We start from the raw sequence: 23,251 nt of genomic DNA, 5'->3' as shown, positions 1-23,251 counted from the left end.
CAGTTTGGATCGGCTCAGTCATCGTCCGACGATTGGGTTGACTGCGACTCGACAACCCGGCGGTGCGCTTCCCCGCTCAGCGGGCGAGGCCTCGTAGGGCGATGGTGACGGAGGCTTGGAGGTCTTCGCGGCTGGCGCCGGCTGCGGCATGGACGGCGAACCCCTCGCTCAGCGCCATCGCGAATCGTGCCAGTGCCCGATGGTCGACGTCGGGCGGAAGGTCTCCTTCCTGCGCCGCGCGGGACAGCCGTTGTTCGACGGCCTGCTCGTTGGCGGCCCGGCCGGCGGCCAGGACCTCGGAGATGCGGGCGTTGGCCGGTGAGCAGGCCAGGCCTCCCTGGATGGAGAGGCAGCCCAGGGGGTGATCGGTGGCGGTGAGGCCGTCGGCGCTGGCGCGTAGGAAAGCCTCGATGGCGGCGTACGCGGTGGGTTGTTCGAGTGCTTCGCGGACCTTGGCCAGCTGGGTCTCGCGGTAGCGGGCGAACACGCGCTCGAACAGGTGCTCCTTGCTGCCGAACGTGGCATACAGGCTCGGTCGGTTGATGCCCATCGCCTGGGTGAGGGCGGTCAACGACGCGCCCTCGTAGCCGTGCCGCCAGAAGACCTCGGTGGCCCGGTCGAGGACCGTCTGCTCGTCGAACGCCCGCGGCCGTCCGCCGGTGGGTTTCTCAGTGCTCATGGATGCATCCTACCGCTCGGTACGAAAGGTGACCCGACTCACCTACCGATCGATACAAAACCTGCTACGGTTGCCTCCAACCGAGCGGTACAAATGCTCGACGAGCCTCCGCTCCGGCCCAACGGCCAACCCGGGCCTCCCGGGTCACACCAACAGAACGGAACAGCGATCATGGGCTCCGACACCAACGGATCCGGTATGACCCCCGAGGAACTGCGCGCGTTCTACGAGGGCTACATCGACCTGGCCAACAAGCGTGAGTACCACCGCATGGCCGAGTTCGCGCACGACGAGCTGATCCTCAACGGCACCCCGGTCAAGCGCGACGACATGGTGGCCGAGTTCCACAAGCACACCGACGCCGTGCCGGACTTCCACTGGGACATCCAGGACATCATCGTCCAGGGCGACCGGATCGCCGCCCGCCTGGTCGACACCGGTACGCCGATCGCGCCGTGGAACGGCTTCGCCCCCACCGGCGCTTCCGTGAAGTTCGAGGAGGTCGGCTTCTACCAGATCGTGGACGGCCGGTTCAAGACCATGTGGTACCTGATGGACGTCGACCTGATCCGGCGCCAGCTCGCCGGCTGACTGGACACAGCGCTCCACCGCGGGACCGCCGCTGACCCGTTCCATCAGGGTGGCGGCGGTCCCCAAATCCTGCCCCCACAAACCCGTGTTAGGGAGATTCGCCATGAACGCAACGACACGTGCCGCGGTGGTCACCGCCTTCGGTGCGCCCGACGTCTTCGACCTGGCCGCGCTACCCGTCGCGGAGGCCGGCCCCGGGCAGGTTCGCATCCGGGTCACCCACAGCGCCGTGAACCCCGTCGACCTCGGCACCCGTGAGGGCCGGATCGTGCCCGCCGCGCACGCCCGCTTCCCGATGGTTCTCGGCTGGGACGCCGAAGGGATCATCGACCAGGTCGGCGACGGCGTCACCGACCTGCGCCCCGGTGACCGGGTCTTCGCCTGCGTGCCGCAACCCGCGACGCAGGCCGGCACCCACGCCGATCTCATCGTCACCGCCCGCACCTACGTCACCGCCGCGCCGGCCGGCTTCACCGACGGCCGGGCCGCGGCCCTCGGACTGGCCGGCATCACCGCCTACCAGGCCATCGGCGCACTCGACGTGCAGGCCGGGCAGAAGGTCCTGATCAACAATCCGGTGGGATTCGTCGGTGGGCTGGCCACCCAGATCGCCAAGGCCCGCGGCGCGACCGTGGTGGGCGTCACCACCGAGGACCTGGCCGAGCGCGCCACCGCCATGGGCGTCGACGGCCTCATCATCGCCGAGCGCGGCGCCGACGCCCCACTCAACGAACGCGACGTCGACGCCGCGCTCGACCTCGCCGGCGGCGCGAGAGCCCATCGCACGTTCGCCGCCGTACGCGACAACGGCCGCTACGCCACCGTGCTTCCGGAGTGGTGGATCGGCGGCGGCGTCTACACCCCGGCGCGCGGGATCACACCCGTCCTCGTGGAGAACGACCCCAACCCGGCTGACCTTCGGGCGATCACCGTGCTCGCCGAAGCCGGCACACTGAGCGTCGACATCGCCGACACCTATCCGCTGGCCGCAGTCGGCGACGCGCATCGCAAGCTCGCGGGTTCACGTGTCTTCGGCAAGATCATCATCGACCACGAGCAGGACGTCTGACGTGACCCCCGGCGAAGCACGAGAACTGACGCAGTCACCGAGCGCCGACGCTGCGGCGGCCACGCCGCCGCGAGGTCCGGACGCCGTCGCACCGAAGTCACTGATCGTAATCACATCGCAGGAAGAATCGGCCGTCTGCGGGCCGGATGGGGAGTGTTTCTGATGACCACCAGTGTGTTCGGCCGTGCGGCGGACCGGCTCTCCGTCGATGTGTGGAGCGACATCATCTGTCCGTGGTGCGCCATGGGACAGGCGCAGCTCAATCAGGCGATCGAGCGGTTCCCGCACCGATCGGCAGTGGACGTCACGTACCACAGCTTCGAGCTCATGCCCGAGCTGCCGGTCGGCGAGGTCATCCCGGTGCACGACATGCTCGTCCGCGACAAGGGATTCTCCCGGCCGGACGCCGAGGCGATGACCGCTCAGATCGCCACGCGCGGTGCCCAAGTCGGCCTCGAACTCCGGTTCGACAAGGCCCTCACCACCAACACCCGCACCGGACAGCGGTTGATCCACTTCGCCGGGACGGCCGGTCGTCAGCAGGAGATGGTGCAGCGGTTGCACCGGGCCTACCTCACCGACGGGCTCAACATCGGCGACCACGACACGCTGGCCGATCTCGCCGCCGAGGTCGGCCTGGACCGGGCCGCCGCGTTGGCGGCGATCGACAGCGGCGCGTTCGAGGAGCAGGTCGCCGCAGACATCCGCCAGGCCCGCCAGTTGGGCATCAACGGCGTCCCGTTCTTCGTTCTCGACAACGCCTACGCCGTGTCAGGCGCGCAGCCCGTCGAGACGCTCCTGCAGGCTCTGCACACCGCCTGGGACGCCCGGCTCGCACCTGCCGTGTAGCGGGGTGCTGCGGAGTAAAGAACTTTCCTGAGACGCCGGACTGCCGGCGCCTCCATCGCGAAGGAACCTCACCATGAATGAACGTGTCACCGCTGACATGTGGTTCGACCCGGCCTGCCCGTGGGCATGGATCACCTCCCGCTGGCTGCTCGAGGTCGAGCAGGTCCGTGATGTGGACATCCGCTTCCACGTGATGAGCCTGGCTGTGCTCAACGAGGGCCGGGACGAGTTGCCGGAGGAGGTCACGTCGTTCCTGCGTACCGCCTGGGGCCCAGTGCGAATCTGCATCGCCGCCGAGCAGCGGTACGGAAACGACGTTCTCCGCGAGCTCTACACCGCGCTCGGCACCCGGATCCACCTCGGCAAGGAGGAGCGGCGTCACGAGCTCCACGTCGCTGCTCTGACCGACGCCGGCCTGGACCCGGCGCTGGCCGCAGCCGCCGACAGCACCGACTACGACGAGGCGCTGCGGGCCAGCCACGAGGCCGGCATGCGCCCGGTCGGGCAGGACGTCGGCACCCCGGTCGTCCACGCGCCCGGCCCGGACGGCACCCCGGTCGCGTTCTTCGGCCCGGTCATCACCCCGGCTCCGAAGGGTGAGGCCGCAGGCCGGCTCTGGGACGGCGTCCTACTGCTCGCCGGCACTCCGGGCTTCTACGAGCTCAAGCGCACCCGTGAGCAGGACCCGATCTTCGACTAGGGATGCGAAAGGGTTCCGCTGCCAACGTCTGGCGTCAAGCAGGGGGCCCTTTCAACCGCCCGAACATGTCCGTACCGTGCCTCGCTCGGCGTGTCGTCTCGCGGCGATGCCGCCCGTCACCGGGGGCCGCTGCACTCGTTGCCCTGCATGCCCGGCGCAGCAACCCGCAGGGCCGCACCGGGGTTCACCGGCAGCGGCCGGCGCCGGTCGGGTCGAGGCTGTGCTCACCAGGCTAGTTCCCCGAATTCGTCCTGAAACGTTCCCGTGCGCCCGGTCCTGTCCAAGGTCGCCAGGCGGACGACCTGCCGGGCGCTTTCTTCTGCCGGTCGTCCGACTCCAAAGGCAGCGGTCATGTCGGTGGCAGTGGTGCCCGGCTCGACGGCGTTGAACTTGATACCCGGGTGGGATTTGGCGTACTGCACCATCAGCATGGTGGCGGCGGCTTTGGACGCCGAGTAGAGCGGGAGCTGCAGACCGTACTCCGGCCGCTCTGGATTGGTGACCGCCCAGAACGATCCGGCGCTGCTGGAGATGATGACGACGTTGGGATTGGATGAATGACGAAGCAGAGGTAGTGCCGCCTCCGTGACGCGCACGATTGCCACCGCGTTGGTGTCGAAGGACCGAAGAGCGGCGGGGCCGTCGAGTCCGGTCTCCAGGATGCCCGCGTTATGCACCAGCACGTCGAGGCGGCCCTCGGCGGCGTCGATCGTCGCCAGTGCGCTGCTCACCGATGCATCGTCGGTCACGTCGAGCTGGACGAAGCGCGCGTCGATCGCGGCTGCGGCACTCTTGCCTCGCTCGGCATCACGCGCGCCGATGTAGACCACGTGCCCCAGCGCCAGAAGCTGTTTGGCAGTCTCGAAGCCGAGGCCCTTGTTGGCTCCGGTGATCAGTGTGACAGTCATGACGATCCTTCCGAATGATCAGCCCGGACAGGCCGTTGTGAACGCTGCGCACGGCAAACGGGCGCACCCGAAACCCTCTTGAGCCTAGGGTCCGACAGGGTTTCTCCGAGAGAAATGCTGGAGACCCGCGGAGCGCTTGGCGGGTGATCCGGAACGTGACGAAGGTGCGCGCGGCGCCAGCTTAGCGAGCATGGCGGCGCGGACGCGCAGAATTCGATGGTCTCGGTCGTTGCGCGCCTGACACGTCAAGCCCACGTTGGTGCGGACGAACGGCGACGGGTCATGCAGCGAGTTGTCGACATGCGACCCGGCGGCGAAGTGCACCATAGGTGGCTGTCGGCGACCAGTCCGTTGACCAAGTCGGCGCCGCAGACGTCCCCGCGCACGAACTCGATCCGGTCATCGACGGCCGCCAGGGTTCGCCGGCCACCGGCGTAGGTGAGGGCGCCGAGGACCCGGACGGCGTACTCGAGCGGCGGGACAGGTTGTAGTGCCGAAGCTCGCACCGATGAAGCCGGCTCCGCCGGTGACCAGCATGCGCGTCACGACGGCTCGGGTGACCTCTCGGTGCGTCCCCGGAGGTCGCCGCAAAGGCGCTACGCATGCCCGAGTCTCAGAGTCTTGCGGATGGTCATCGGCTGTGGGTCCTGACGCTAACAACCAGTGACAGGAAGAGACCCATGCATAGCTGCATCTGTGCAGGTAGATGACTAATTCCGGCAAGCGATGACAAGCTTGAGGTGGCTACGGTTGGTAACAAGGGGTCGTCGGTTCGAATGCGGCCGCCCCGACGCAGATCAGAGGCCATCTGGAATCTTCCAGGTGGTCTTTCCTGATCTTGTATAGCAGCGAAGTACAGCAACGGCTCATTGATCGAGGCTCTGGCCGAGCTTCCGCGGGCCTCCCGGGTGGCCTTGACGACACCTGGCTGTTGATCTCCATTGTGATCGAGAAGTCCGCGTGCCTGAGGATCGCCATCGCGATTCGGGGATGCACGTCTAAATCGACCAGCAGGGAACCGCAGGTGCGTCGGGATGGTTGGCGCCATCCCATCAACCTCCGTCCGGGCAGGCCCTACCCACTCCACGACGTGCGGACGAAGGCCGACGGGATGGCTAGGAGGCGCAGCCGGGGGAGATTCGGCGGGGTGACTAGCGGGTCAGACGTTTCCCCGCTTGGTACGGCGGTTGACCCAGGCGTAATACGCCGGGACACCTATCACTCCTCGAACCAGGTAGAAGCCGACACCGATGATCAACAGGAGGAACGCAGCGATCCTCACCATGCTCAGCATCGATACGACGAGAGCCCAGACGCGTGCAACAGGGCGGCCGTACCGGCACTCGCTGTTTCCTTCGCCGTAGCACACTTCGGGGAATTCAATCGACTTCCCCCGATCATCCGGGGTTCAGGTGCCGGCCGGGTGTCGCGTTCACGTCCGGATCGCGGACGGTGCGATGCCGACGTCAGGTCGGATCGGCACTGGACGGTTCAGGTGCCGGCCGGGTGTCGCGTTCACGCCGCAGCACGGTCAGCGCCACCAGGGTGAAGAGCAGCAACGCGATCAGGTGCACCGGCACCGGGCCCAGCGGCGCGAGCAGCACCAGCAGCGCGACGACGGGGAAGGCCACGACCACCGCGCCGCGGTGCTGCGGACGGATGTGCAGCACCCAGACGGTGAGCAGGTAGACGGCGACCGGAACGGACACCGCGTAGCCGCTCGTCACCCCGGAAATGTGCCCGATGTGCCGCTCGTGGTCCACGGCCACGGCCAGGCCCGCGCCGACCGCGGCGACCGCGGCGAAGATCAGGTAGTGGCCGTAGCCCCAGATCAGTGTGGACGTCAGCCGGTCCGGCGCCTCGACTGGCCGGTCGAAGTAGAGCCACCAGAGCGCGAACACGATCACCGCGCCGGCCCCTGCCAGCGACCAGAGACCGCGGTCGCCGACGTCGAGTCCGGCCTGGACCGCCAGCGACGTGGCCAGCACCGCCTCGCCGAGCACGATGAGCGTGAACAACCCGTACCGCTCGGTGATGTGCTGGGGGTGCCACGGGGTCCTTCCGGGTCGCTCAGCCACCGCCGGGACCAGCAGATCGGCCAGGGCCAGCAGTACGAACGTCGCGGTACCCCACTGCTCGGGCAGCCCCAGCCGCAGCAGCCAACCGAGTTGCACCACGGTGACGCCGATCATGTAGCGGCGGGCTGCCGTGCGGTGCTCCGGGTCGCCAGCGGCCGCCCGGCTCCACTGCACAACGGCCGCCAGCCGCGTCACCACGTACCCGTAGGTGATGACGGTGTAGTTGCCATCGGTGAAGGCGCTCGGTACCCCAGCCGCGATGATCAGGGCGCCGGCGATCTGCACCAGGGTGGTGATCCGGTAGAAGTCGTCGTCGGTGTCGTAGGCCGAGGCGAACCAGGTGAAGTTCATCCACGACCACCAGATGGCGAAGAAGACCATCGCGTAATTGGTCACCGCATGGCCGAGGTGGCCCTCGGAGACGTCGTGGTGCAGGCTGCTGGCGGCCTGCGCCACGGCCACGACGAAGCAGAGGTCGAAGAAGAGCTCCAGCGGCGTGGCTGCGCGGTGGGGCTCGTCCCGGCGGCGGGGCCTCATAGGCCGGTAGAACGGCCGCACAGAACGGGATCGGGTCAACGCAGCTCCTCAGGCCACCGATGGGTCGTTTACACGATAACGATCCATGATCGACAAGCGTTATCGCGAGAACCGGGCGGCTGTGGCCGAGCGGGACGGCGAGTTGATCGGGATCGCGATGTCGGGTCCGCCGCTGGACGCTGCGGCGGCGTTGGCGAGGCAGCTGTATGTGCTCTATGTGCATGTCTCCTTCCAGACACCGACCCGAGCAGGGGCCGGTGCGGTTGCGGGGCGACTGGGCGCGTTACCTCGACTCTCGACGATGCGGCTCGTGTCGGGTGCGTCGTTCCGATCTGTGGCCCACCGCGGCCCGGTCTCCGTTCGCCGATGTTGCCGAACCGACCCGCCACCTGGTGCCCCCCAATTACGCGACCGCGGTCGAGATGTGGAAGATCAACCTGCTGGCGGATCTGATCAGCCCTGCCGCCTCGCTGCGCCAGGTCAGTGTGTGGCTGTTCGGGCACGACCCGTTCGAAGACTGGAGCAAGCAGCTCAGCGGTGACTGGGACGCCTACATCCACTGCGCTGTGGCCTGGCGGATCATCGGCAACGCACCACTGGATGTCGGTCGTAACCTCGTCGCCACCGCTGCCGACGTACCGGAAGTCTGGCGCGGTCAGGCTGCCGAGGCCGAGCAGGAGTTCCAGCTCAAGCTCGGCAGCGCGGCCATGGCGCTGCATCCGATGTGCGACCAGTACGCCGACCTGTACACCAAGGCCGCCGAGGCGGCCCAAGCATCTCTTCGACGTGGTCAGTGGCCTGATCGTGAAGCTGATCGACCTGCTGATCGTCATCAACCTGGCCTCGGCCGTCGGCACGGCGACGATCGAGACGGGCGTCGGACCGGTCCGGGGTTACGGCGTGGCCGCCTACTACGCCTGGCAGGCGTACGACCTCTACCACGAGACCTCGACCTTCTACGGCAACGCCGAGGCCACCTTCAAGGGCATCGCCGGCACCATTGGCATGATTCAGGCCGGCGCCGCCGTCGCCGCGCTTCCCGACCTGAAGCCCTGTCAGCACCCCGGACAGCAGGGATAGGCCATGACCGACGAGATCCACCGCCAGCCACTGGCCCGCGCGGTCCTGACGACACTCGCCAGGAACCGCGGCAGCGACGACCCGCTGGGCTCCCTGGCCCGCACCGTCCTGCGCGGCGAGGCGGACCTGCGTACGGCGGTGGGCTTCTCCTGGCACGGTCGGGCGCTGGACGACGCCTTCACCGCGTCGCTGACCGAGCGGGAGTCCCTCAGCCAGGACGAGCGCGCCGAATGGGAGCAGCAGGCCCAGCAGCTTCGCGAGGCCGGCGACGCGCTGACCGTCGAGGTCGAGCCGCTCGGCGGAGTGACCGGCGAGGGCCGGGAGGAGCAGCGGTGAACGCCCGGATGCGATGGAGACTCGCCGTCCCGCTGATCGGCCTGACCCTGCTGATGGTCGTCCCCGCGGTCTACGGCACCTGGGTGTTCTGGTCCGACTTCGGGAACACCTACCGGTCACTCAGCGTCGTCATCTGCCTGGCCCTGCTGGCTCAGCTGACGTTGGCGGTGTCGATCGGCGTACGCCCGACCCGGGACGTGCCCTGGGTTCGGATCGGGCTGATGGTGGTCACTTTCCTGATTGCCTGCGGTGTCGCGGCGGTGCGGAGGTCGGCCTGATGTGACCTGCACATGCGGCGCGTCGCAACGGCAACCTACCCGGCCCCGCGGCTGGCCGTGGACGTGTGGCCAATCGTCCTGGGGTCACGGGTCTGGCTTCCATGATCGACAGGACGGGCCCTGGCCGGGGTCGACGGACCGCCCGGGCGGCACCCGCACCGTCTGTCGCGGCGAGTGCCACCCGAGTGCCGGGACGACGGCGGCCAGCAGGCACGACGTCGCCGCTATTCCGGGCTGGCCAGCCAACGACACATCCCCGTGAAGGTGTCGGTGACGACCAGCATTCGAGCGGTGTCTGCTGCGTACCGCTCGCCGGCTTTGTCTTCATCGATCCCCCTACCACCGTTGGTGGGCACCGGTGCGTACCAGGCGGCAGGCCTCAGCATGGGGCGGCAGCACGAATGCCGGTTGGTCCCCGGCAAGGCGCCCTACCGGAACGATGCCCGTGGCCAGGCCATCGCCTTCCTGCCCGCCGAAGCCCGCCACGCCTACACCCGCCGGGGCGTCGCCTACGTCGACGTCATCGACCTGCCGCCGTCCACCGCGGCCCTGACCTGGCTCCCCCGCCACGACAACCCTGCCCTCACCGCCCTGCTCCAGGCCGCACACACCGTGGTACGCCGTGCTGGCCATGACTGGGCGAAGGGCCGGCCTGATTCTGCCTCGTCCGGCGTGTGAGTCTCTGGCGATACCGTACCGACGCTGGTTGAGGCTCTACCCCGGAGCCGGGGGATCCCGGTGTGCCGAGGGCGTCCACTGCTCGCCGAGCGGCAGCGGGCCCTCGGTGCGGCCGGACGTCCCGCCGGGCGGGGCCGGTGGGTACCGGGGCGGATCGTCCAGTGCCCGCAGTACGGGCAGCGGCGCGGCGACCACGGCGGCGACCAGCAGCGCCACGGCCAGCACCAGGAAGGCCGGTCGCAGGTCCAGCCACTCGACCAGCGGTCCGGCGAGCAGGTAGCCGGCCGGCCCGGCGGCGTACGCGAAGGACGTCATCACCCCGACGACCCGACCGCGCAGGTGTTCCGGCGTGCGGGTCTGCATGGCGTAGTTGGACAGCGGGTTGACCGGCCCGTAGGCGAGGCCGACCAGGACGGCGAAGCCGAGCATGATCGGGTACGGCGGCAGGAACGCCAGGCCGAGCAGCGCCACGCCGGTGACCGCCAGGGCGACCGCCATGAGGGTGCGGCGGCGGATCAGCCGGCCGGCGGCGGACGAGCCGAGCGCACCCAGCACGGCCCCGGCGCTCATGGCCATCAGGACGGCGCCGAGCCGGGCGGGTTCCCCCTGCGCGACGAACCACGCGGGCAGCAGCACCCCTTCGACCGGCAGGTAGAGGGCGACCAGCACCATCGTGATCAACGCGATCGTGCGGAGCAGGCGGTCCCGCCAGACGAAGCGCAACCCTTCGAGCGTGCCGCGCCACAGGCCGCTCGGCGGGCGTTCCGGCCGGCCCGCGCCGGGTAGCCGGACGGCGGCGATCAGCAGGACCGAGATCGCGAAGCCGGCGGCCGTGACCCAGAACGTCGGACCGGGCCCGACGGTGGCGATGAGCAGGCCGCCAACGCCCGGGCCGACGAGGAAGGCGAGGCCGAAGATCGCCTCGTGCACGCCATTGGCGCGTTCGAGGCGCCAGCCGGCGGCGTGCGCGGCGGCGGGGAGCAGCGTCTCGCGGGCGGTCAGGCCGGCCGGATCGAAGACCGCGCCGAGGACCGCGAGCGCGACGATCCAGCCGAGGTTGAGCCCGAGTGTGGCGTCGACCAGCGGGATCGCGGCGACCGAGGCCGCCGACAGCGCGTCGGAGACCAGCGCGGTCCGGCGTCGCCCGAGCAGGTCGACCACCGTGCCGGAGACGAGGCTGGACAGCAGCAACGGCAACCCGCCGGCCGCCGCGACGACGCCCGCGGCGGTCGCACTGCCGGTCCGCTCCAGCACCAGCCAGGGGAGGGCCACGACTGCCACGCCGTTGCCGGTGGCCGAGAGCAGCGTGGCCGCCTCCACCAGCAACAGCGGGGTACGGCGGCGGCGTCCGGTGTCGACCATGGTGAAGATCAGCCTAGGCGGTCCGCCCGGAACAGACGCAGCGGTTTCAACCCGTACCCAGGGGCCACCTCCGTCTCGTCGTCGTACGACCGCGGGCCGGTTCCCTGTTCCGGCTGGTGGCGGCGTTTCCGATCGGGCGTGCCGGGTATCCGCCGCTGTGGCCGTCGAGTCGTGCCCAGGTCATTGACGTGCCCGAGGGGCACCTCATCCATCGGTACGCCCGCGAGCAGCACGCCGCGCTCGTCGGGCAGGTCCTCGCCGTGTCCAGCCCGCAGGGCCGCTTCGACCCCGGCCCGTACGACGGGCGGCGGCTGCGTACGGTGGAGGCGTACGGCAAGCACCTGCTCTACCACCTCGACGGCAGCCCGACCCTGCACGTGCACCTCGGCATGCGGGGACTGTTCCTGCGGTACGACGACCCGACCGCCGCCCCGCGCCCCGGGACGCGACTGCGGTTGGCCGGCGCCGACGTCGCGTACGACCTCATCGCCCCGATCCGCTGCGAGCCGCTCGCGGTCGACGGCGAGCGGGCGCTGCGGGCCTCGCTGGGGCCCGACCCGCTGCGGGCGGACGCCGACGCGGCGGACGCGGTCAGCCGGCTGGCGACCGCGCGGGGTGCGGTCGGCGCCGCGGTGCTCGACCAGGCCGTCTGGGCCGGCATCGGCAACGCCTGGCGCGCGGAGCTGCTCTTCCTGGCCGGCCTCGATCCGGACGCCCGGGGTGTCGGGCCGGAGACGGCCCGGCGGCTGTGGGACCTGGCGGTGACGTACCTGGCCCTGGGCCGCGATACCGGCCAGGTGGTCAGCGACCCGGCGGCTCCCGACCAGCGGTGGGTCTACAAGCGGCAGACGTGCCGACGCTGCGGCGCGCCGGTGCGCGTGTGGGAGCTGGGTGGCCGGACGGCGTACGCCTGCCCGGTCGACCAGCCGCCGCTCGTATGATGCCGCCGGGGTCGACTGCGGCCGTCAGACGTCCACCGGAGCGATCGTGCTGGTGCTGGTACCGGTGGCGAGGACGCCGATCGAGGGGTAGAGGGTGGTCACCAGGTCGGTGGTGACCACCTGCCGGGCCGCGCCGTCGGCGAGGAGCCGGCCCTCCCGGCCCAACGCCACCGCACGATCGCAGAACCACAGCACGTGGTTGGGCTCGTGGGTGCAGACCAGCACCGCCCGTCCGGCGCGCGCCAGGTCGCGCACGGTACGCCACACGAACAACTGGTTGCCGAAGTCGAGGCTGGCGGTGGGTTCGTCCAGCAGCAGCACGTCGCAGTCCTGCGCCAGGGCACGGGCGATCAGCACGAGCTGGCGCTGCCCACCGCTGAGGGTGTGGTAGTACCGGTCCCGCTCGTCGGAGAGCCCCACCTGCGCGAGCACGCGCTCGCACGCTTCGACGTCGCGCTGCCGGGGGCCGAACACCCCACCCAGGTGCGGCGTACGTCCCATGAGCACCATGTCCAGGACGGTGAACGGAAAGGGATTGCTGTGCTGCTGCGGCACGTACGACACCCGGCGGGCGACGTCGGCGGGACGGAGTCGACCCAGGTCCGTGCCGTCGAGAGTCACCGTGCCCCCGTACCGCAGGTGCCCCAGGATGCAGCGGTAGAGGGTCGACTTGCCGCTGCCGTTCGGCCCGAACAGCGCGCACAGCTCACCGGGGTTCACATCGAGGTCGATGCCGTCGAGGACCGGCCGCGCGCCGTAGCCGAAGGTCAGTCCCCGTATTCGGAGACTCACGACTGCGCGCCCAGGAACGTGGACCGGGTGCGGAGCAGGTAGACGAGGTACGGCCCACCGAGGGTCGCGGTGATGATGCTGATCGGCACCTCACCGGAGTGGACGGTACGGGCGACGTCGTCGCAGACCATCACGAAGACCGCGCCCAGAGTGGCGGACAGCGGAATGACGAAGCGGTGGTCCGGGCCCACGAGCAGCCGGGCCGCGTGCGGGATGAGCAGCCCCACCCAGGCGATGATCCCGGAGACGGACACCGCCAGCGCGGTCAGCGCGGTGGCGAGGACGATCACCCGCCGGCGCAGCGGCTCCGGGTTCACACCGAGGGAACGGGCCTCGTCGTCGCCGAGACTGAGGATGTTCAGCCGCCAGCCGAAGCGCCACAGCACCAGGCAACCGAGCACGCTGGCCGGCACGACGACGGCGACGTCCGCCCAGGTGGCCCGATAGAAGCCGCCCATGATCCAGAAGACGAGGCGGCGGAGTTGCTCGTCGGTGCCGACGTACTGGAACAGCGAGAAGATCGCGGAGAAGAAGGAGCCGACCACCACGCCGGCGAGGATGAGGGTGACGGTGGGTCGTTCGCCGCGTACGCGGGACAGGCCGTAGGTGAGCCAGACCGCGACCATGCCGAAGAGGAACGCCATCGCCTGCAGCGACAGCGGGACGTCCACCATCACCGAGATGCCCGCGCCGAACGCCGCGCCGGCACTGACGCCGAGGATGAACGGCTCCACCAGCGGATTGCGGAAGGTGCCCTGGTAGGCCGCGCCGCTGCAGGCCAGTGCGGCGCCGACTGCACCGGCCAGCAGCACCCGGGGCAGCCGCAGGTCCCACACGACCGAGTCGTGGAGGCTGTTGCCCTCGTCGGCGAGCCCGACCCGGGCGGCGAGCACGTGCACGACGTCGCCGACCGGAATGACGTACGAGCCGACCATCACGGAGACCACCGCGACGACGGCGACGAGCGCCGCGGTGATCACCAGCAGCAGGACCCGGGCCCGATCGCCGCGCGGAGCGGGGACGGTGAGGGGGGTGCCGCCGGCGCCCTCTCCCCGGGCCGGCGTGCCGGTCGCCGGGGGGAGGGCACGAGGAGTGGACGGGATCACTTGACCTCCAGGTCTCCGGCGTACTTCTGTGCCTCGATCGCGTCCCGGGCCCGCTGTTCGTCCATGCCGTACACCTCGCGGTAGAAGGCGACCTCCTCGGCGGCGACGTCGACGTCGGCGAACCGGTCCGGGTACGCCAGCTTGGCGATCTTCAGCAGGGCGATCGGGGTCTCCACGGTGGCCCGCCACTCGTCGTAGCCGAGTGCCACCAGGCGCTTGTCCTTGATCGCCCGCATCTCGGCGAGGTTGGCCCAGTTCAGGCCGGCGTGCCGACCGGTGTAGATCAGGGACGGGTCCAGGTAGCCCTCGTGGCCGGCGACGACCATCGCGTCCGGGTCGAGGGCGAGCAGTTTCTCTTCCGAGATGGTGACGAAGGTGCCCGCTCCGGCGACGTTGCGGGCACCGACGATCTCGGTGAGCAGGTAGGACTGGATGCTCTTCGTCCCCATCACGTTGTTGATCGTGGCGAAGTAGGCCACGGGGGTGCGCTCGGACGCGGGAATGTCCCGGGTCCGCGTGGTGACCTTGTCGAGCCCGGCCTGGAGCCGCTCGACGAGCTTTGCGGCCTCGGCCTGCCGGCCGAACACCTGACCGGTGATGGTGATGTGCTCCCAGGCGGTCCGGATGTCGGGACGGTCGAAGTTGGACGGTGAGATGAGGACCACCACCGGTACACCGAGGGATTCGATCCGGTCGATCGCCTCCTGGTGCATGGCCCGGTTCTCCTGGCTGGCCACCCACGCCTCCAGGATGACCACGTCGGCGCGCAGTCCGGCGAGCCGCTCGTAGTTGATGCCGCTCCAGGCTGAGCCGAGCGCCTCGGCCCGGTCGATGGTGGGCACGAGCTTGGCGCGGTAGCCCATCTTCTTCGTGGCGGTGTCGACGCCGACCAGGCGGTCCTCGACACCGAGGATCCGCATGGACTTGGTCACCAGTCCTTCCCACTCGAGCACGACGACGCGGCGTGGGTCTGCCGGCACCTGCACGGTGCGTTTCCAGTGGTCGGTGATGGTTATCGGCGTGGCCGGCGGCGCGGCGGAGGTGCCGGCGGTGTCGGCGGCGCAGCTCGCGAGCGTGAGAGCCAGCGCGAGGGTCAGCAGCCCGGCGAGCGAGCGTCGGTGCGGGTGGCCCGGAGAATTCATCGAAATCCTTCGCAGCGGAGGGTCAGGGGACCCGCACGGGGTCCGGCGGTTGGTCGACGGCAGCACGGGGACGCCGCGGGGCGAGCACCCCCGGCCAGGCGGCCAGCACCGCCGCCGCGGCTGCGGCGGCCGCGCAGGCCAGGAAGCCACCGACCGCTCCGGTCGGACCGTCGACGACCACGCCGGTCACCGCGGCACCGAGCGCGGCCAGGGACAGGTTGACGGTGGTCAGCCAGGTGTACGCCTCGGTCAGCATCGACGCCGGCGCGACGCGGGCCATCAACCCGGCCTGCACGGTCATCGCCGGGGCGATCACCGCGCCGCTGAGCAGCAGCACCGCCCCCAGCACCACGCTGTTCGGCGACAACGCCCAGGCGGCGTACCCGGCCGACAGCCCCGCCAGGAGCCAGGTCAGCTGCCTCGTGAGCGGCGTCTGCCAGCTACGGGCGCCGTACCAGAGGCCGGCGGCGGCGCTGCCCAGACTCCAGACGGCGATCAGCACGCCGGTGACCGCCTCGGCGCGGTCGCCGTCGTTCTCGGTGGCGAACGCGGCCACCGCCACCGGCGACGCGCCGAAGGAGAAGGCCACCCCGGCGGCGCAGAACAGCAACGCCGGCATGCGCGGTGCCCTCAGCGGTCCGAGTCCCCGGGTCGGGGCGCCGGTGTGTGGGCGCAGTTCACGCATCGCCCGGCCGCGCGCGAGCACGGCCGTGCCGCCCCCGGCGCAGAGCGCCGCCAGGACGATCGCGGCGGTCGGACCGACGATGCCGGGACGGGAGCCGGTGAGTTCGGCGAGTGGCCCGGCGATCAGCATCGCCGCGGACAGCAGCAGCGGGCCGACGACGAAGACCAGCTCGAACAACGTCGACTCGGCCGCCATCGCGGTGCTGCGGACGTTCTCGCGGCCGGTGCCGTCACCGGTGAGCACCGTCCACGCCGCGCGCAGGGCGGGACTGGTGGCCGGGAAGACCGCCCCCGACAGTGCCGCGAGAGCGCAGAGCAGCGGCACCGGTTGCCCGGTCAGTGTCGCCGCCAGCAGCACGAGCTGGGCCGTGGCGTAGGCCGCGCCGTACAGCGGCAGGATCCGGTTCGCTCCGAAGCGGTCGGCGAGTCGACCGCCGACCGGCGCGGTGGCGGCGGTGGCCAGCGACACCGACGCCGCGACCAGGGCGGCGTCGGCGAACGAGCCGGTGCTCTCGCGGACCAGCAGGATCCAGGCGAGGACGGTGACGCCCTGGCCGAGCCGGGCGACCACCCCGCCGACGAGCAGCATCGGCGCTCCCGGTACCCGCCACAGCTGCGCGTAGCGGGCGCCGCCGCTCACCGGGGGCTCCCGGTGACCAGGTCGGTCACCGTTCGCCCGGTGACGCGGGCGTCGCGGGCGGTGGCCAGCACGGCCGCGCGTACGGCGGTGCTGTCCGTGCCCCGGAACCGGTAGCGCGCACCCACGTGCTCGTAGTAGGCGTCCGCCGCCGGCAGCACGTCCCCGACGCGGGGGACCACCTCGGCGTACGGGCCCGGGTTCCGATCGATCATCGACGTGGCCTCCTCGATGCGACAGGGCCGTCCGGCGGGAGCGGGGACGAGCAGCCACCCGCCCACCTCCGTCCGGTGGGCGGCCGGGGGTGGGTCCTGCGGTTCGCGCCCCAGGGCGATCCGGAACGCGGCTTCCATCAGGTCGTAGCCGTGCACGTCGCGCCACACGAAGGGAATCTCGGCACCACCCACCCGCGCCCCGCACTCCAGGAACGTGCAGCGGGGCGAGCCGTCCTCGGCGCGGCCGAGGAACAGCTCCAGGTGGAACACGGTGGGCCGGTCGGTGAGTGCGCGCAGCACCGACGTGGTGAACACGCCGACAGCGGCGATCAGGGTGGGGTCGTCCTGCTCGACGGAGCCGAGCGCCCGGCCGTCGCGGAACGCGAGACAGGTGTCCAGGTACGCCGACAGCCGCCACGGGCCGAGCGTCGCGCCGTCGAACACACCGTCGACATGGTGGATCGGGTCCGGTTCGTACGCCTGGACCAGCCGCATCGCGTCCCGACCGAGGTCGGCCGCCTCGTCCGGGCCGGCGATCAGCCGTACCCCCGCGCTGGAGCTTCCGGTGCGCGGCTTGACCACGACCGGCCAGCCGTGCCGGGCGGCGTGCTCCCGGACCGCCGCCGGGTCTGGTGCCGGCGCGGTCGCCGGTACCGGGATGCCGGCCGCGCTGACCGTCCGGGCCATGACCAGCTTGTCGCGGAACGGCGTCAGCTCCCGGACGGTACGCCCGAAGCACCCCCGTCGGGCGGCGAGGACGGCCGCGGGGACCAGGTCGTCCTCCTTGAGCGCGACCACCGCGGCAGGCTCACCGAACCGGGCGGCGAGTTCGTCGATCCGGGCGCCGACCCGCTCGACGTCGTCGGTCGCGTCGACCACCGCGACGGCGGCGGCCTGAGCCGGCACGCCGGCCGCGCCGACCTCGGTGGTGACGTAGCTGACCGCGAACGCGTCGTGGTCGAGGTACCGGTCGTAGTGCGCGTACGCGTCCCGCCACCGGTGCAGCACCACCACGTGCGGGCGGGACACTCCCGTCGCGCTCACGCCACCACCCCGAACGCCTCGGGCTCCAGGTCGTAGAACCCGTGCCCGTCGAGCCAGCCGACCGAGGCGAGGTCGCGCTCCACCACCTCGGGGCGCGGGTGGGCCAGCACGATCATCATGGGCTCGGTGGTGTCGTCCACGGTCAACGGAAGGTGCTGGCCGGGATGCACCCCGATGTGGATCTCGTGCAGGCTCTCCAGACGGCGGACGTGGTCCAGCAGCGGGTAGCCGCGCAGGACGCCGGTGACCGGGGAGGTGAGGAAGGCCATGGCCACGTGCCGGTGGATCTGCTGTGGCGCGTCGACGTCGGTGAGGAACCCGGCCGGGTCCAGGTACGCCTGGACCGTCCGTTCCACCTGGGACTCGCCGAGGGCGAGCAGCGCCTGGGCGGCGGTGTCCGCGCCGCACAGCCGTACGCCGACCTCGACGAGACGGGGCCCGTCGGCGGTGAGCATGATCTCGTGGTGTGCGGGGCCGTGCCGCACGTCGAGCGCGTCGAGGACGTCGGCGGCGTACCGGACGAGGACGTCCCGCTCGGGGGCGGCCGGCGACACCAGCACCGCGCCGCTGATCCGGTCGCGGACGCCGTTGGCGGATATCTTGGTGTAGCGCCACACGTCGGTCGGCCGGTGCCGGCCGTCCCGGCTCACGGTGTTCACCACGTACTCGGTGCCGGCGAGGTACTCCTGCGCGACCACGGCCTCGTTGCGCAGCGAGAAGATGTTGCACGCCCCCGCCACCGCCCGGTACGCGGCGACCGACTCCTCAGGCGTGTCGCAGAACGCCACTCCGTCGTTGCCGGCGCTGCGCACCGGTTTGACCACCACCCGGCTGCCCAGCGCCCGGTGCCAGTCGGCCAGTTCGTCGGGGTCGGTGACGAGCAACTGTCGGGCGGTGGGCAGCCCGGCGGCCCGTACGGCCTCGACCTGCCGGTACTTGTCGCGCCGGGCCGCGCTGCCGGCTGTGCCGTTGCTGGTGAGACCCAGCTCCTCGCTCAGCCGGTCGGCCAGCTCCACGCCCAGCTCACCGCCGGTCACCACGGCGATCGGGCTGTGCTCGGCGACCGCCTTGGCGGTCAGCGTGACGTCACCGTGGTGGACGACGGTGTCGGTGAACAGCGCCTCGTCCGCGGGGTCGGCATGCCCCTGGTACACGCTGGGGATCTCCGGCGTGCTGCGGAGCCGGACGACGGCGCAGCCGGCGTCGACGAAGGCACGTGCCAACCGCATCGTCGGCGCGTACACGTCGACCATCACCACGGTGCGGGTGCCGGCCGTCGCGGATGGACGTGGCGCAGGCGGATTCACAGGCGCTCCTCAGAGGTAGGACATGGCGGAGGTGGCCAGGGACGAATGCAGCCGGTCGAGGACGTCGAGGAGCCGGTCGACCTCCTCGACCGTGTTGTAGGCGTGCAGGCTGACCCGGACGGAGCTCTCGCGTTCCCCCGCCGGCCCCTGGCAGTGGGCGTTGGCACGCACCATGAGGCCGTGCTCGGCCAGGACGAAACCGAGGTCGGTGGCGTCGATGCCCGGGTGGCGGAGGGTGACCAACCCGTGCCGCCGCTGCACGGTCGAGTCCCGGGTGAGGCTGTCCTGGCAGCCCAGCACGCGGAGGTCGGGCAGCCTGCTCAACCCGTCGGTGAGCCGGGCGCCGAGGGCCACCGTCCAGCGGGCGATCCGCTCGACGTCGGTCTCCTCGAGCCAGTCCACCGCCGCCGCGAGGCTCACCGCCCCGACCGTGTGCGGGCTGCCCTGCCATCCGCGGTGCTCGTAGCGGGGACCGCGCACATTACGCGCCCAGAGCACGCCGATGCCGGGCAGCGCCATCGCCTTGTGCCCGGAGAACGCCAGGAAGTCCACATCCAGGTCGGTCATCGACACCGGGAGGTGCCCGACGCTCTGCGCGGCGTCCAGGCAGATCACCACGTCGTCCCCGACCAGCCGGCGGATCCGGTGCACGTTCATGTCCACCCCGTAGACGTGGTGGACGTGGGTGACCGCCACGAACCGGGTCCGCTCGCCCACCCGCGCGGCGAGAGCGGCGACGTCGTAGTCGCCCGACGGCTCGTACGGCATCTCCACCAGGCGTACGGTCACGCCGCGGCGGGCCGCGGCGTCGCGTGCCTCCTGCCAGGGGGTCACGTTGGCCAGGTGGTCGCCGGCCGGGACGACGATCTCGTCACCGTCGGTGAGGGTGTCGACCAGCCAGTCGAGGGCCACCCGGCGCAGGGCCTCGGTGGTGCCGCTGACCAGGTGCACGTCGGACCGATCCGGATCGGGGTCGTGGATCAGGTCCCGGACCCGGGTGTGGCACCGGTGGAGCAGGGCCGTGGTCCGGTTGGCCCAGCGGTAGGTGCCACGGCCGGCGTTGGCGTTCTCCCCGACCAGGTAGCGCTGCACGGCGTCGAGCACCGCCTGTGGCTTCTGGGCGGTGGCGGCGCTGTCCAGGTACGCCTCGTCGCTCGCGGCCAGGATGGGAAACTGGGCCCGCACACCGCGCTGCCAGTCGGCCAGCTCGGCGAGCGTCTGGTCCGGAGAGTCGGGCGGGGCGGCCATCAGGTCCGCACCAGGGGAGCGCCGGCGTCGCGCCAGGCCACCACCCCACCGTCGAGGCTGCGGGCATCGGTGTGTCCCATCCTGGTCAGCAGGGCCGCGTACCGGCGGGACTTCTCGCCCACCGGGCAGGCCAGCAGCAGCGGTCGGTCCCGGTCGACCGGCAGGCCACCGCGCAGCAGTTCCTCGAAGAGCTCGTCGACGATGTTGACCGAGCCCTCGATGTGCGCCGTGGTGTAGGCGAAGGTGCCCCGCAGGTCGACCACGAGGGGCTGCGCCTGCGTGATCCACTGCCGCGCGGCTGCCACGTCCAGGGTGCGAGCCGCGTCCGCCTCGTCGTCGGTGACGGTGGAGACGGCGCCGACCCGTGCGGGCTGGTTCAACAGCTCCGGTCGCCGGCGGCGGACGTAGCTGAGGTAGCTCTCCACCCGGTCGCAGACGATGAACACGGCGCTGCGTCGGCCGGGCGTCCGACCGGCCGCGGCCTCCGCGGCCAGCTCGGCGTCGACCTGCCGCAGGTACCGCACGGCCCCGGTGTACGCGCCACCGCCGGTCGGCCCGGCCAGCACCCCGCACCGGCGGTTGAGCGCGAGCAGACCGTCGATCGCCTCGTCGGCGGACACCGACTCGATGGTGTCGTACGTGTCCGGGTCGAACAGACCCACCTCGTTGACCTCGTCGATGTTGCGGATGCCGGGGATGAAGTCGGACTTGGCGGCGACCAGGCCGACGACGGTGACCGACGGGTCGTGTTCGCGGAGCACCCGGGCGACACCGGTGGACGACCCGGCGGTGCCGACGCAGGCGACGAAGTAGTCCGGCACGCGTCCGTCGAGGTCCTTGACGATCTCCGGGCCGGTGCCGTAGACGTGCGCCTGCGTGTTGCGGGGGTTGTAGTACTGGTCGGTGTGCAGGTAGGCCGAGCCGGACTCGCTGATCGTGCGGTGGATGCGGGTGAGCGGGTCCTCCGTGTTCGTCGGGTCGAGGCACTCCGCCTGACCCGGCAGCTCCTCGATCGTGGCACCGAGCAGGAGCAGCAGGTCCTTGATCTCGGGAACCTTCATCCGGTTGGTGATGCTGGTGAACGGCAGCCCGTGCATGCCGGCGATCACCGCCAGGGCCTTGGCGGTGTTGCCGCTGGACAACTCGACGACGGTCGCGCCGGTGTCGCGGGCTTCGGCGAGTCGGGGGCCGGCCATCGCCCAGGCCGCTCGGTCCTTGACGGAGCCGAACGGGTTGAGCAGCTCCAGCTTGGCGTAGAGGTCGACGTGCACCAGGCCGTGCACACTCGGGTCGATGCGGACCAGTGGGGTGTTGCCGATCGCGTCGGTGATGCTGTCGTATCTCATGCGGCGGCGATCTCCTGAAGGCGGGGGCTGGGGATGGGCCGGGCCGTCGTGGCGCCGGGGTCCTGCTCGTGGGCGGACGATCGTCGTCCGGCGTCGAGCGGCCAGTACTCCTCGTCCAGACACCAGCGCCAGACCCCGGCGTCCTGCCAGGCGGCCACCATGCGGGCGACCGGCTGGTGCAGGGCGTGATCAGCGCTGAAGTCCATGAAGTAGCCGGCGGTGTTGGCGAAGGCCAGCACGTCGCCGGCCTGGGGCAGGGTGGGCAGGAACACCGCGCGCCGGGTGATCAGGTCGGCCTCCAGGCAGAGGTTGCCCAGCAGGTAGACCGGATGGCCGTCCGACCCGGTGGCGGGGGGAACGGACGCCCTTGCCGGCAGCAGGATCGGGTCCATCATCACGCCGTGCTCCTCCAGGCTGACGTCACCGGCGTTGAGGTCGAGCCGGACGAGATGGCAGCCGGCGGCACTCGGGCGCACCTCCAGCACCCGGGCCAGCACGACACCGCACTGGTCGACCAGCGCGCGGCCCGGCTCGACCCACAGGTCGTAGAGGTGCTCCTGCAGCAGGGTGGCGAGGGTCCGCCCGCCCAGGCCGACGGCGCTGGTGGCGAGCAGTTCCTCCAGGTAGCGGTGGCCGGCCGACGGGCGGTGCGCCGGGTAGAGGCCCAGCGCGCCGCGGAGGGTGCCGGCCTCGGCGCGCCATCCGTAGCCGTGGCCGCCCCAGGTCAGCTCCGGACGCCGCCCGAGCACCGCCCGAGCCAGCTCGCTCGTCCAGCGCTCCCACTGTGCGCCGTCGGCGAGGTAGTCCACACCGAAGCCGCCGCCGATGTCGACCACCCGAGGATGCAGGTCGTACCGGTGAGCCGCGGCGAGCACGGTCAGGCATGCCTCCAGAGCGGTCGCCTTCTCGGTCAGCCCGATGGTGTCCAGGTGGTACGCGACGCCGACCAGCTCGACCGCGTCACGGGCCGCGGCCAGGCGGGCCAGCAGGCCGTCGACCTCGGCCATCGGTGTGCCGAACCGACTCGGTCGGGCCAGGACGGTCGCTCCCGCCGACGTGAACGCCGACAGCCGCGCCAGGACGCGTACCGCCGGGAGCTCGTGTCGGCGGACGAGGTCGACGAGGTCGTCGAGCTCACCGGCCGAGTCGAGGTTCACGGTGATGCCGCACCGGGCGGCGAGCCACAGGAACTCTCGGGTCTTGGGGCCGGTGGCCATCACCCGCCGCGGGGTGAAGCCGGCACCCAACGCGTGCTGAAGCTCTCCCACGCTCGCCACGTCGATGCCGGCCGGCGTCGCCGCCAGCCGGCGCAACAGGGCGGAGGAGCGGTTGGCCTTGTGGGCGAAGAACACCTCACCGCGCAGGTGGTGGCGCCGGTGCACGCCCCTGAACGCCGTGACGTTGTCGGCGATCCGGTCCGGCAGGACGACGTTGAGCGGTGAGCCCAGCGCACGGACGAGGTCGTGCAGCAGAGCCGGTTGCGCCAGCAGGTCCCGCAGGCGGCCATCCACCCGTGGGCGTAGGTACAAGGGGGAATCCATCGACACATCCCTCCGATCACAGAGCGGAACGATAATCGTTTCCGACTGTAGACCGCGGCTCTGATTTCGTGTGTCCCGTTCCCGATGGGCGGCGCGATCGACG

Annotated in this window: 22 protein-coding genes and 2 pseudogenes; 9 read left to right on the top strand and 15 right to left on the bottom strand. The window is 71.0% G+C overall.

Annotated elements, in window-relative coordinates; genetic code table 11:
- Positions 1-76: 76 nt before the first annotated feature.
- Positions 77-679 (bottom strand): TetR/AcrR family transcriptional regulator, encoded by a 603-nt coding sequence (locus ACTMSW_RS18725; RefSeq protein ID WP_441181908.1) that lies wholly within the window; start codon positions 677-679, stop codon positions 77-79.
- 198 nt (positions 680-877) lie between these two features.
- Here ACTMSW_RS18725 and ACTMSW_RS18720 point away from each other — a divergent pair, with 198 nt between their 5' ends.
- From ACTMSW_RS18720 to ACTMSW_RS18705, 4 genes are all read left to right on the top strand, one after another.
- The gene (locus tag ACTMSW_RS18720) at positions 878-1,270 is read left to right on the top strand and encodes an ester cyclase (RefSeq protein ID WP_441181907.1); all 393 of its coding nucleotides are present in this window, start codon (positions 878-880) and stop codon (positions 1,268-1,270) included.
- 103 nt (positions 1,271-1,373) lie between these two features.
- Positions 1,374-2,339 carry an NADP-dependent oxidoreductase gene (locus tag ACTMSW_RS18715; protein WP_441181906.1) on the top strand — a complete coding sequence of 322 codons (966 nt, stop codon included), beginning with the start codon at positions 1,374-1,376 and terminating at the stop codon, positions 2,337-2,339.
- A gap of 162 nt (positions 2,340-2,501) precedes the next feature.
- Positions 2,502-3,188, top strand: coding sequence for a DsbA family oxidoreductase (locus ACTMSW_RS18710; RefSeq protein ID WP_441181905.1), 687 nt, complete (start codon positions 2,502-2,504; stop codon positions 3,186-3,188).
- Positions 3,189-3,261: 73 nt separating this feature from the next.
- Entirely contained in the window at positions 3,262-3,888 is a 627-nt protein-coding gene (locus ACTMSW_RS18705) for a mycothiol-dependent nitroreductase Rv2466c family protein (protein ID WP_441181904.1), read from the top strand.
- Positions 3,889-4,112: 224 nt separating this feature from the next.
- On the opposite strand, the gene ACTMSW_RS18700 is transcribed toward ACTMSW_RS18705, so the two are convergent.
- The 4 genes and pseudogenes from ACTMSW_RS18700 to ACTMSW_RS18685 form a co-directional block, all read right to left on the bottom strand.
- On the bottom strand, positions 4,113-4,796 hold the full coding sequence (locus tag ACTMSW_RS18700; protein ID WP_441181903.1) for an SDR family NAD(P)-dependent oxidoreductase: 684 nt from the start codon (positions 4,794-4,796) through the stop codon (positions 4,113-4,115).
- An 866-nt stretch (positions 4,797-5,662) separates the two neighbouring features.
- Positions 5,663-5,831 (bottom strand): annotated as a pseudogene (locus ACTMSW_RS18695) (site-specific integrase); the annotation flags it as partial.
- Between the two features lie 124 nt (positions 5,832-5,955).
- A pseudogene (locus tag ACTMSW_RS18690) lies at positions 5,956-6,192 on the bottom strand (hypothetical protein); the annotation flags it as partial.
- Positions 6,193-6,262: 70 nt separating this feature from the next.
- Positions 6,263-7,411, bottom strand: a complete 1,149-nt coding sequence (locus ACTMSW_RS18685; protein WP_441181902.1) for a low temperature requirement protein A — start codon at positions 7,409-7,411, stop codon at positions 6,263-6,265.
- A gap of 786 nt (positions 7,412-8,197) precedes the next feature.
- On the opposite strand from ACTMSW_RS18685, the gene ACTMSW_RS18680 reads away from it, so the two are divergent.
- From ACTMSW_RS18680 to ACTMSW_RS18665, 4 genes are all read left to right on the top strand, one after another.
- On the top strand, positions 8,198-8,491 hold the full coding sequence (locus tag ACTMSW_RS18680; protein WP_441181901.1) for a hypothetical protein: 294 nt from the start codon (positions 8,198-8,200) through the stop codon (positions 8,489-8,491).
- 3 nt (positions 8,492-8,494) lie between these two features.
- Positions 8,495-8,827, top strand: coding sequence for a hypothetical protein (locus ACTMSW_RS18675; RefSeq protein ID WP_441181900.1), 333 nt, complete (start codon positions 8,495-8,497; stop codon positions 8,825-8,827).
- The gene (locus ACTMSW_RS18670) at positions 8,824-9,105 is read left to right on the top strand and encodes a hypothetical protein (protein ID WP_441181899.1); all 282 of its coding nucleotides are present in this window, start codon (positions 8,824-8,826) and stop codon (positions 9,103-9,105) included. The genes ACTMSW_RS18675 and ACTMSW_RS18670 overlap by 4 nt, the downstream gene beginning before the upstream one ends.
- Positions 9,106-9,489: 384 nt before the next feature.
- Complete coding sequence (locus ACTMSW_RS18665) at positions 9,490-9,783, top strand: hypothetical protein (RefSeq protein WP_441181898.1); 294 nt, start codon at positions 9,490-9,492, stop codon at positions 9,781-9,783.
- Between the two features lie 36 nt (positions 9,784-9,819).
- On the opposite strand, the gene ACTMSW_RS18660 is transcribed toward ACTMSW_RS18665, so the two are convergent.
- Positions 9,820-11,145 (bottom strand): MFS transporter, encoded by a 1,326-nt coding sequence (locus ACTMSW_RS18660; protein WP_441181897.1) that lies wholly within the window; start codon positions 11,143-11,145, stop codon positions 9,820-9,822.
- Positions 11,146-11,333: 188 nt separating this feature from the next.
- On the opposite strand from ACTMSW_RS18660, the gene ACTMSW_RS18655 reads away from it, so the two are divergent.
- Positions 11,334-12,086 (top strand): DNA-formamidopyrimidine glycosylase family protein, encoded by a 753-nt coding sequence (locus ACTMSW_RS18655; protein ID WP_441181896.1) that lies wholly within the window; start codon positions 11,334-11,336, stop codon positions 12,084-12,086.
- 24 nt (positions 12,087-12,110) lie between these two features.
- Here ACTMSW_RS18655 and ACTMSW_RS18650 read toward each other — a convergent pair whose 3' ends face one another.
- From ACTMSW_RS18650 to ACTMSW_RS18610, 9 genes are read right to left on the bottom strand one after another with little or no spacing between them, the layout of a single operon-like run.
- Entirely contained in the window at positions 12,111-12,878 is a 768-nt protein-coding gene (locus tag ACTMSW_RS18650) for an ABC transporter ATP-binding protein (protein WP_441181895.1), read from the bottom strand.
- Entirely contained in the window at positions 12,875-13,984 is a 1,110-nt protein-coding gene (locus tag ACTMSW_RS18645) for a FecCD family ABC transporter permease (RefSeq protein WP_441181894.1), read from the bottom strand. The genes ACTMSW_RS18650 and ACTMSW_RS18645 overlap by 4 nt, the downstream gene beginning before the upstream one ends.
- Positions 13,981-15,126 carry an ABC transporter substrate-binding protein gene (locus ACTMSW_RS18640; RefSeq protein ID WP_441181893.1) on the bottom strand — a complete coding sequence of 382 codons (1,146 nt, stop codon included), beginning with the start codon at positions 15,124-15,126 and terminating at the stop codon, positions 13,981-13,983. Before ACTMSW_RS18640 ends, ACTMSW_RS18645 begins: the two co-directional genes overlap by 4 nt.
- A 22-nt stretch (positions 15,127-15,148) precedes the next feature.
- Positions 15,149-16,450 carry an MFS transporter gene (locus tag ACTMSW_RS18635; RefSeq protein WP_441181892.1) on the bottom strand — a complete coding sequence of 434 codons (1,302 nt, stop codon included), beginning with the start codon at positions 16,448-16,450 and terminating at the stop codon, positions 15,149-15,151.
- Positions 16,447-17,706: an ATP-grasp domain-containing protein gene (locus tag ACTMSW_RS18630; protein WP_441181891.1), complete on the bottom strand. Its 1,260-nt coding sequence runs from the start codon at positions 17,704-17,706 to the stop codon at positions 16,447-16,449. The genes ACTMSW_RS18635 and ACTMSW_RS18630 overlap by 4 nt, the downstream gene beginning before the upstream one ends.
- Positions 17,703-19,013, bottom strand: a complete 1,311-nt coding sequence (locus tag ACTMSW_RS18625) for an ATP-grasp domain-containing protein (RefSeq protein WP_441181890.1) — start codon at positions 19,011-19,013, stop codon at positions 17,703-17,705. Before ACTMSW_RS18625 ends, ACTMSW_RS18630 begins: the two co-directional genes overlap by 4 nt.
- 9 nt (positions 19,014-19,022) lie before the next feature.
- Positions 19,023-20,261 (bottom strand): aminotransferase class V-fold PLP-dependent enzyme, encoded by a 1,239-nt coding sequence (locus ACTMSW_RS18620; RefSeq protein WP_441181889.1) that lies wholly within the window; start codon positions 20,259-20,261, stop codon positions 19,023-19,025.
- Complete coding sequence (locus ACTMSW_RS18615; protein ID WP_441181888.1) at positions 20,261-21,607, bottom strand: pyridoxal-phosphate dependent enzyme; 1,347 nt, start codon at positions 21,605-21,607, stop codon at positions 20,261-20,263. Before ACTMSW_RS18615 ends, ACTMSW_RS18620 begins: the two co-directional genes overlap by 1 nt.
- Complete coding sequence (locus ACTMSW_RS18610) at positions 21,604-23,148, bottom strand: Y4yA family PLP-dependent enzyme (protein WP_441181887.1); 1,545 nt, start codon at positions 23,146-23,148, stop codon at positions 21,604-21,606. The genes ACTMSW_RS18615 and ACTMSW_RS18610 overlap by 4 nt, the downstream gene beginning before the upstream one ends.
- Positions 23,149-23,251 lie beyond the last annotated feature (103 nt).

The sequence above is a fragment of the Micromonospora sp. BQ11 genome (assembly GCF_052068135.1).
GTDB lineage: Bacteria > Actinomycetota > Actinomycetes > Mycobacteriales > Micromonosporaceae > Micromonospora.
Note: the sequence above shows the minus strand (reverse complement) of the source record. Positions and strands in the feature narration are given on the sequence as shown.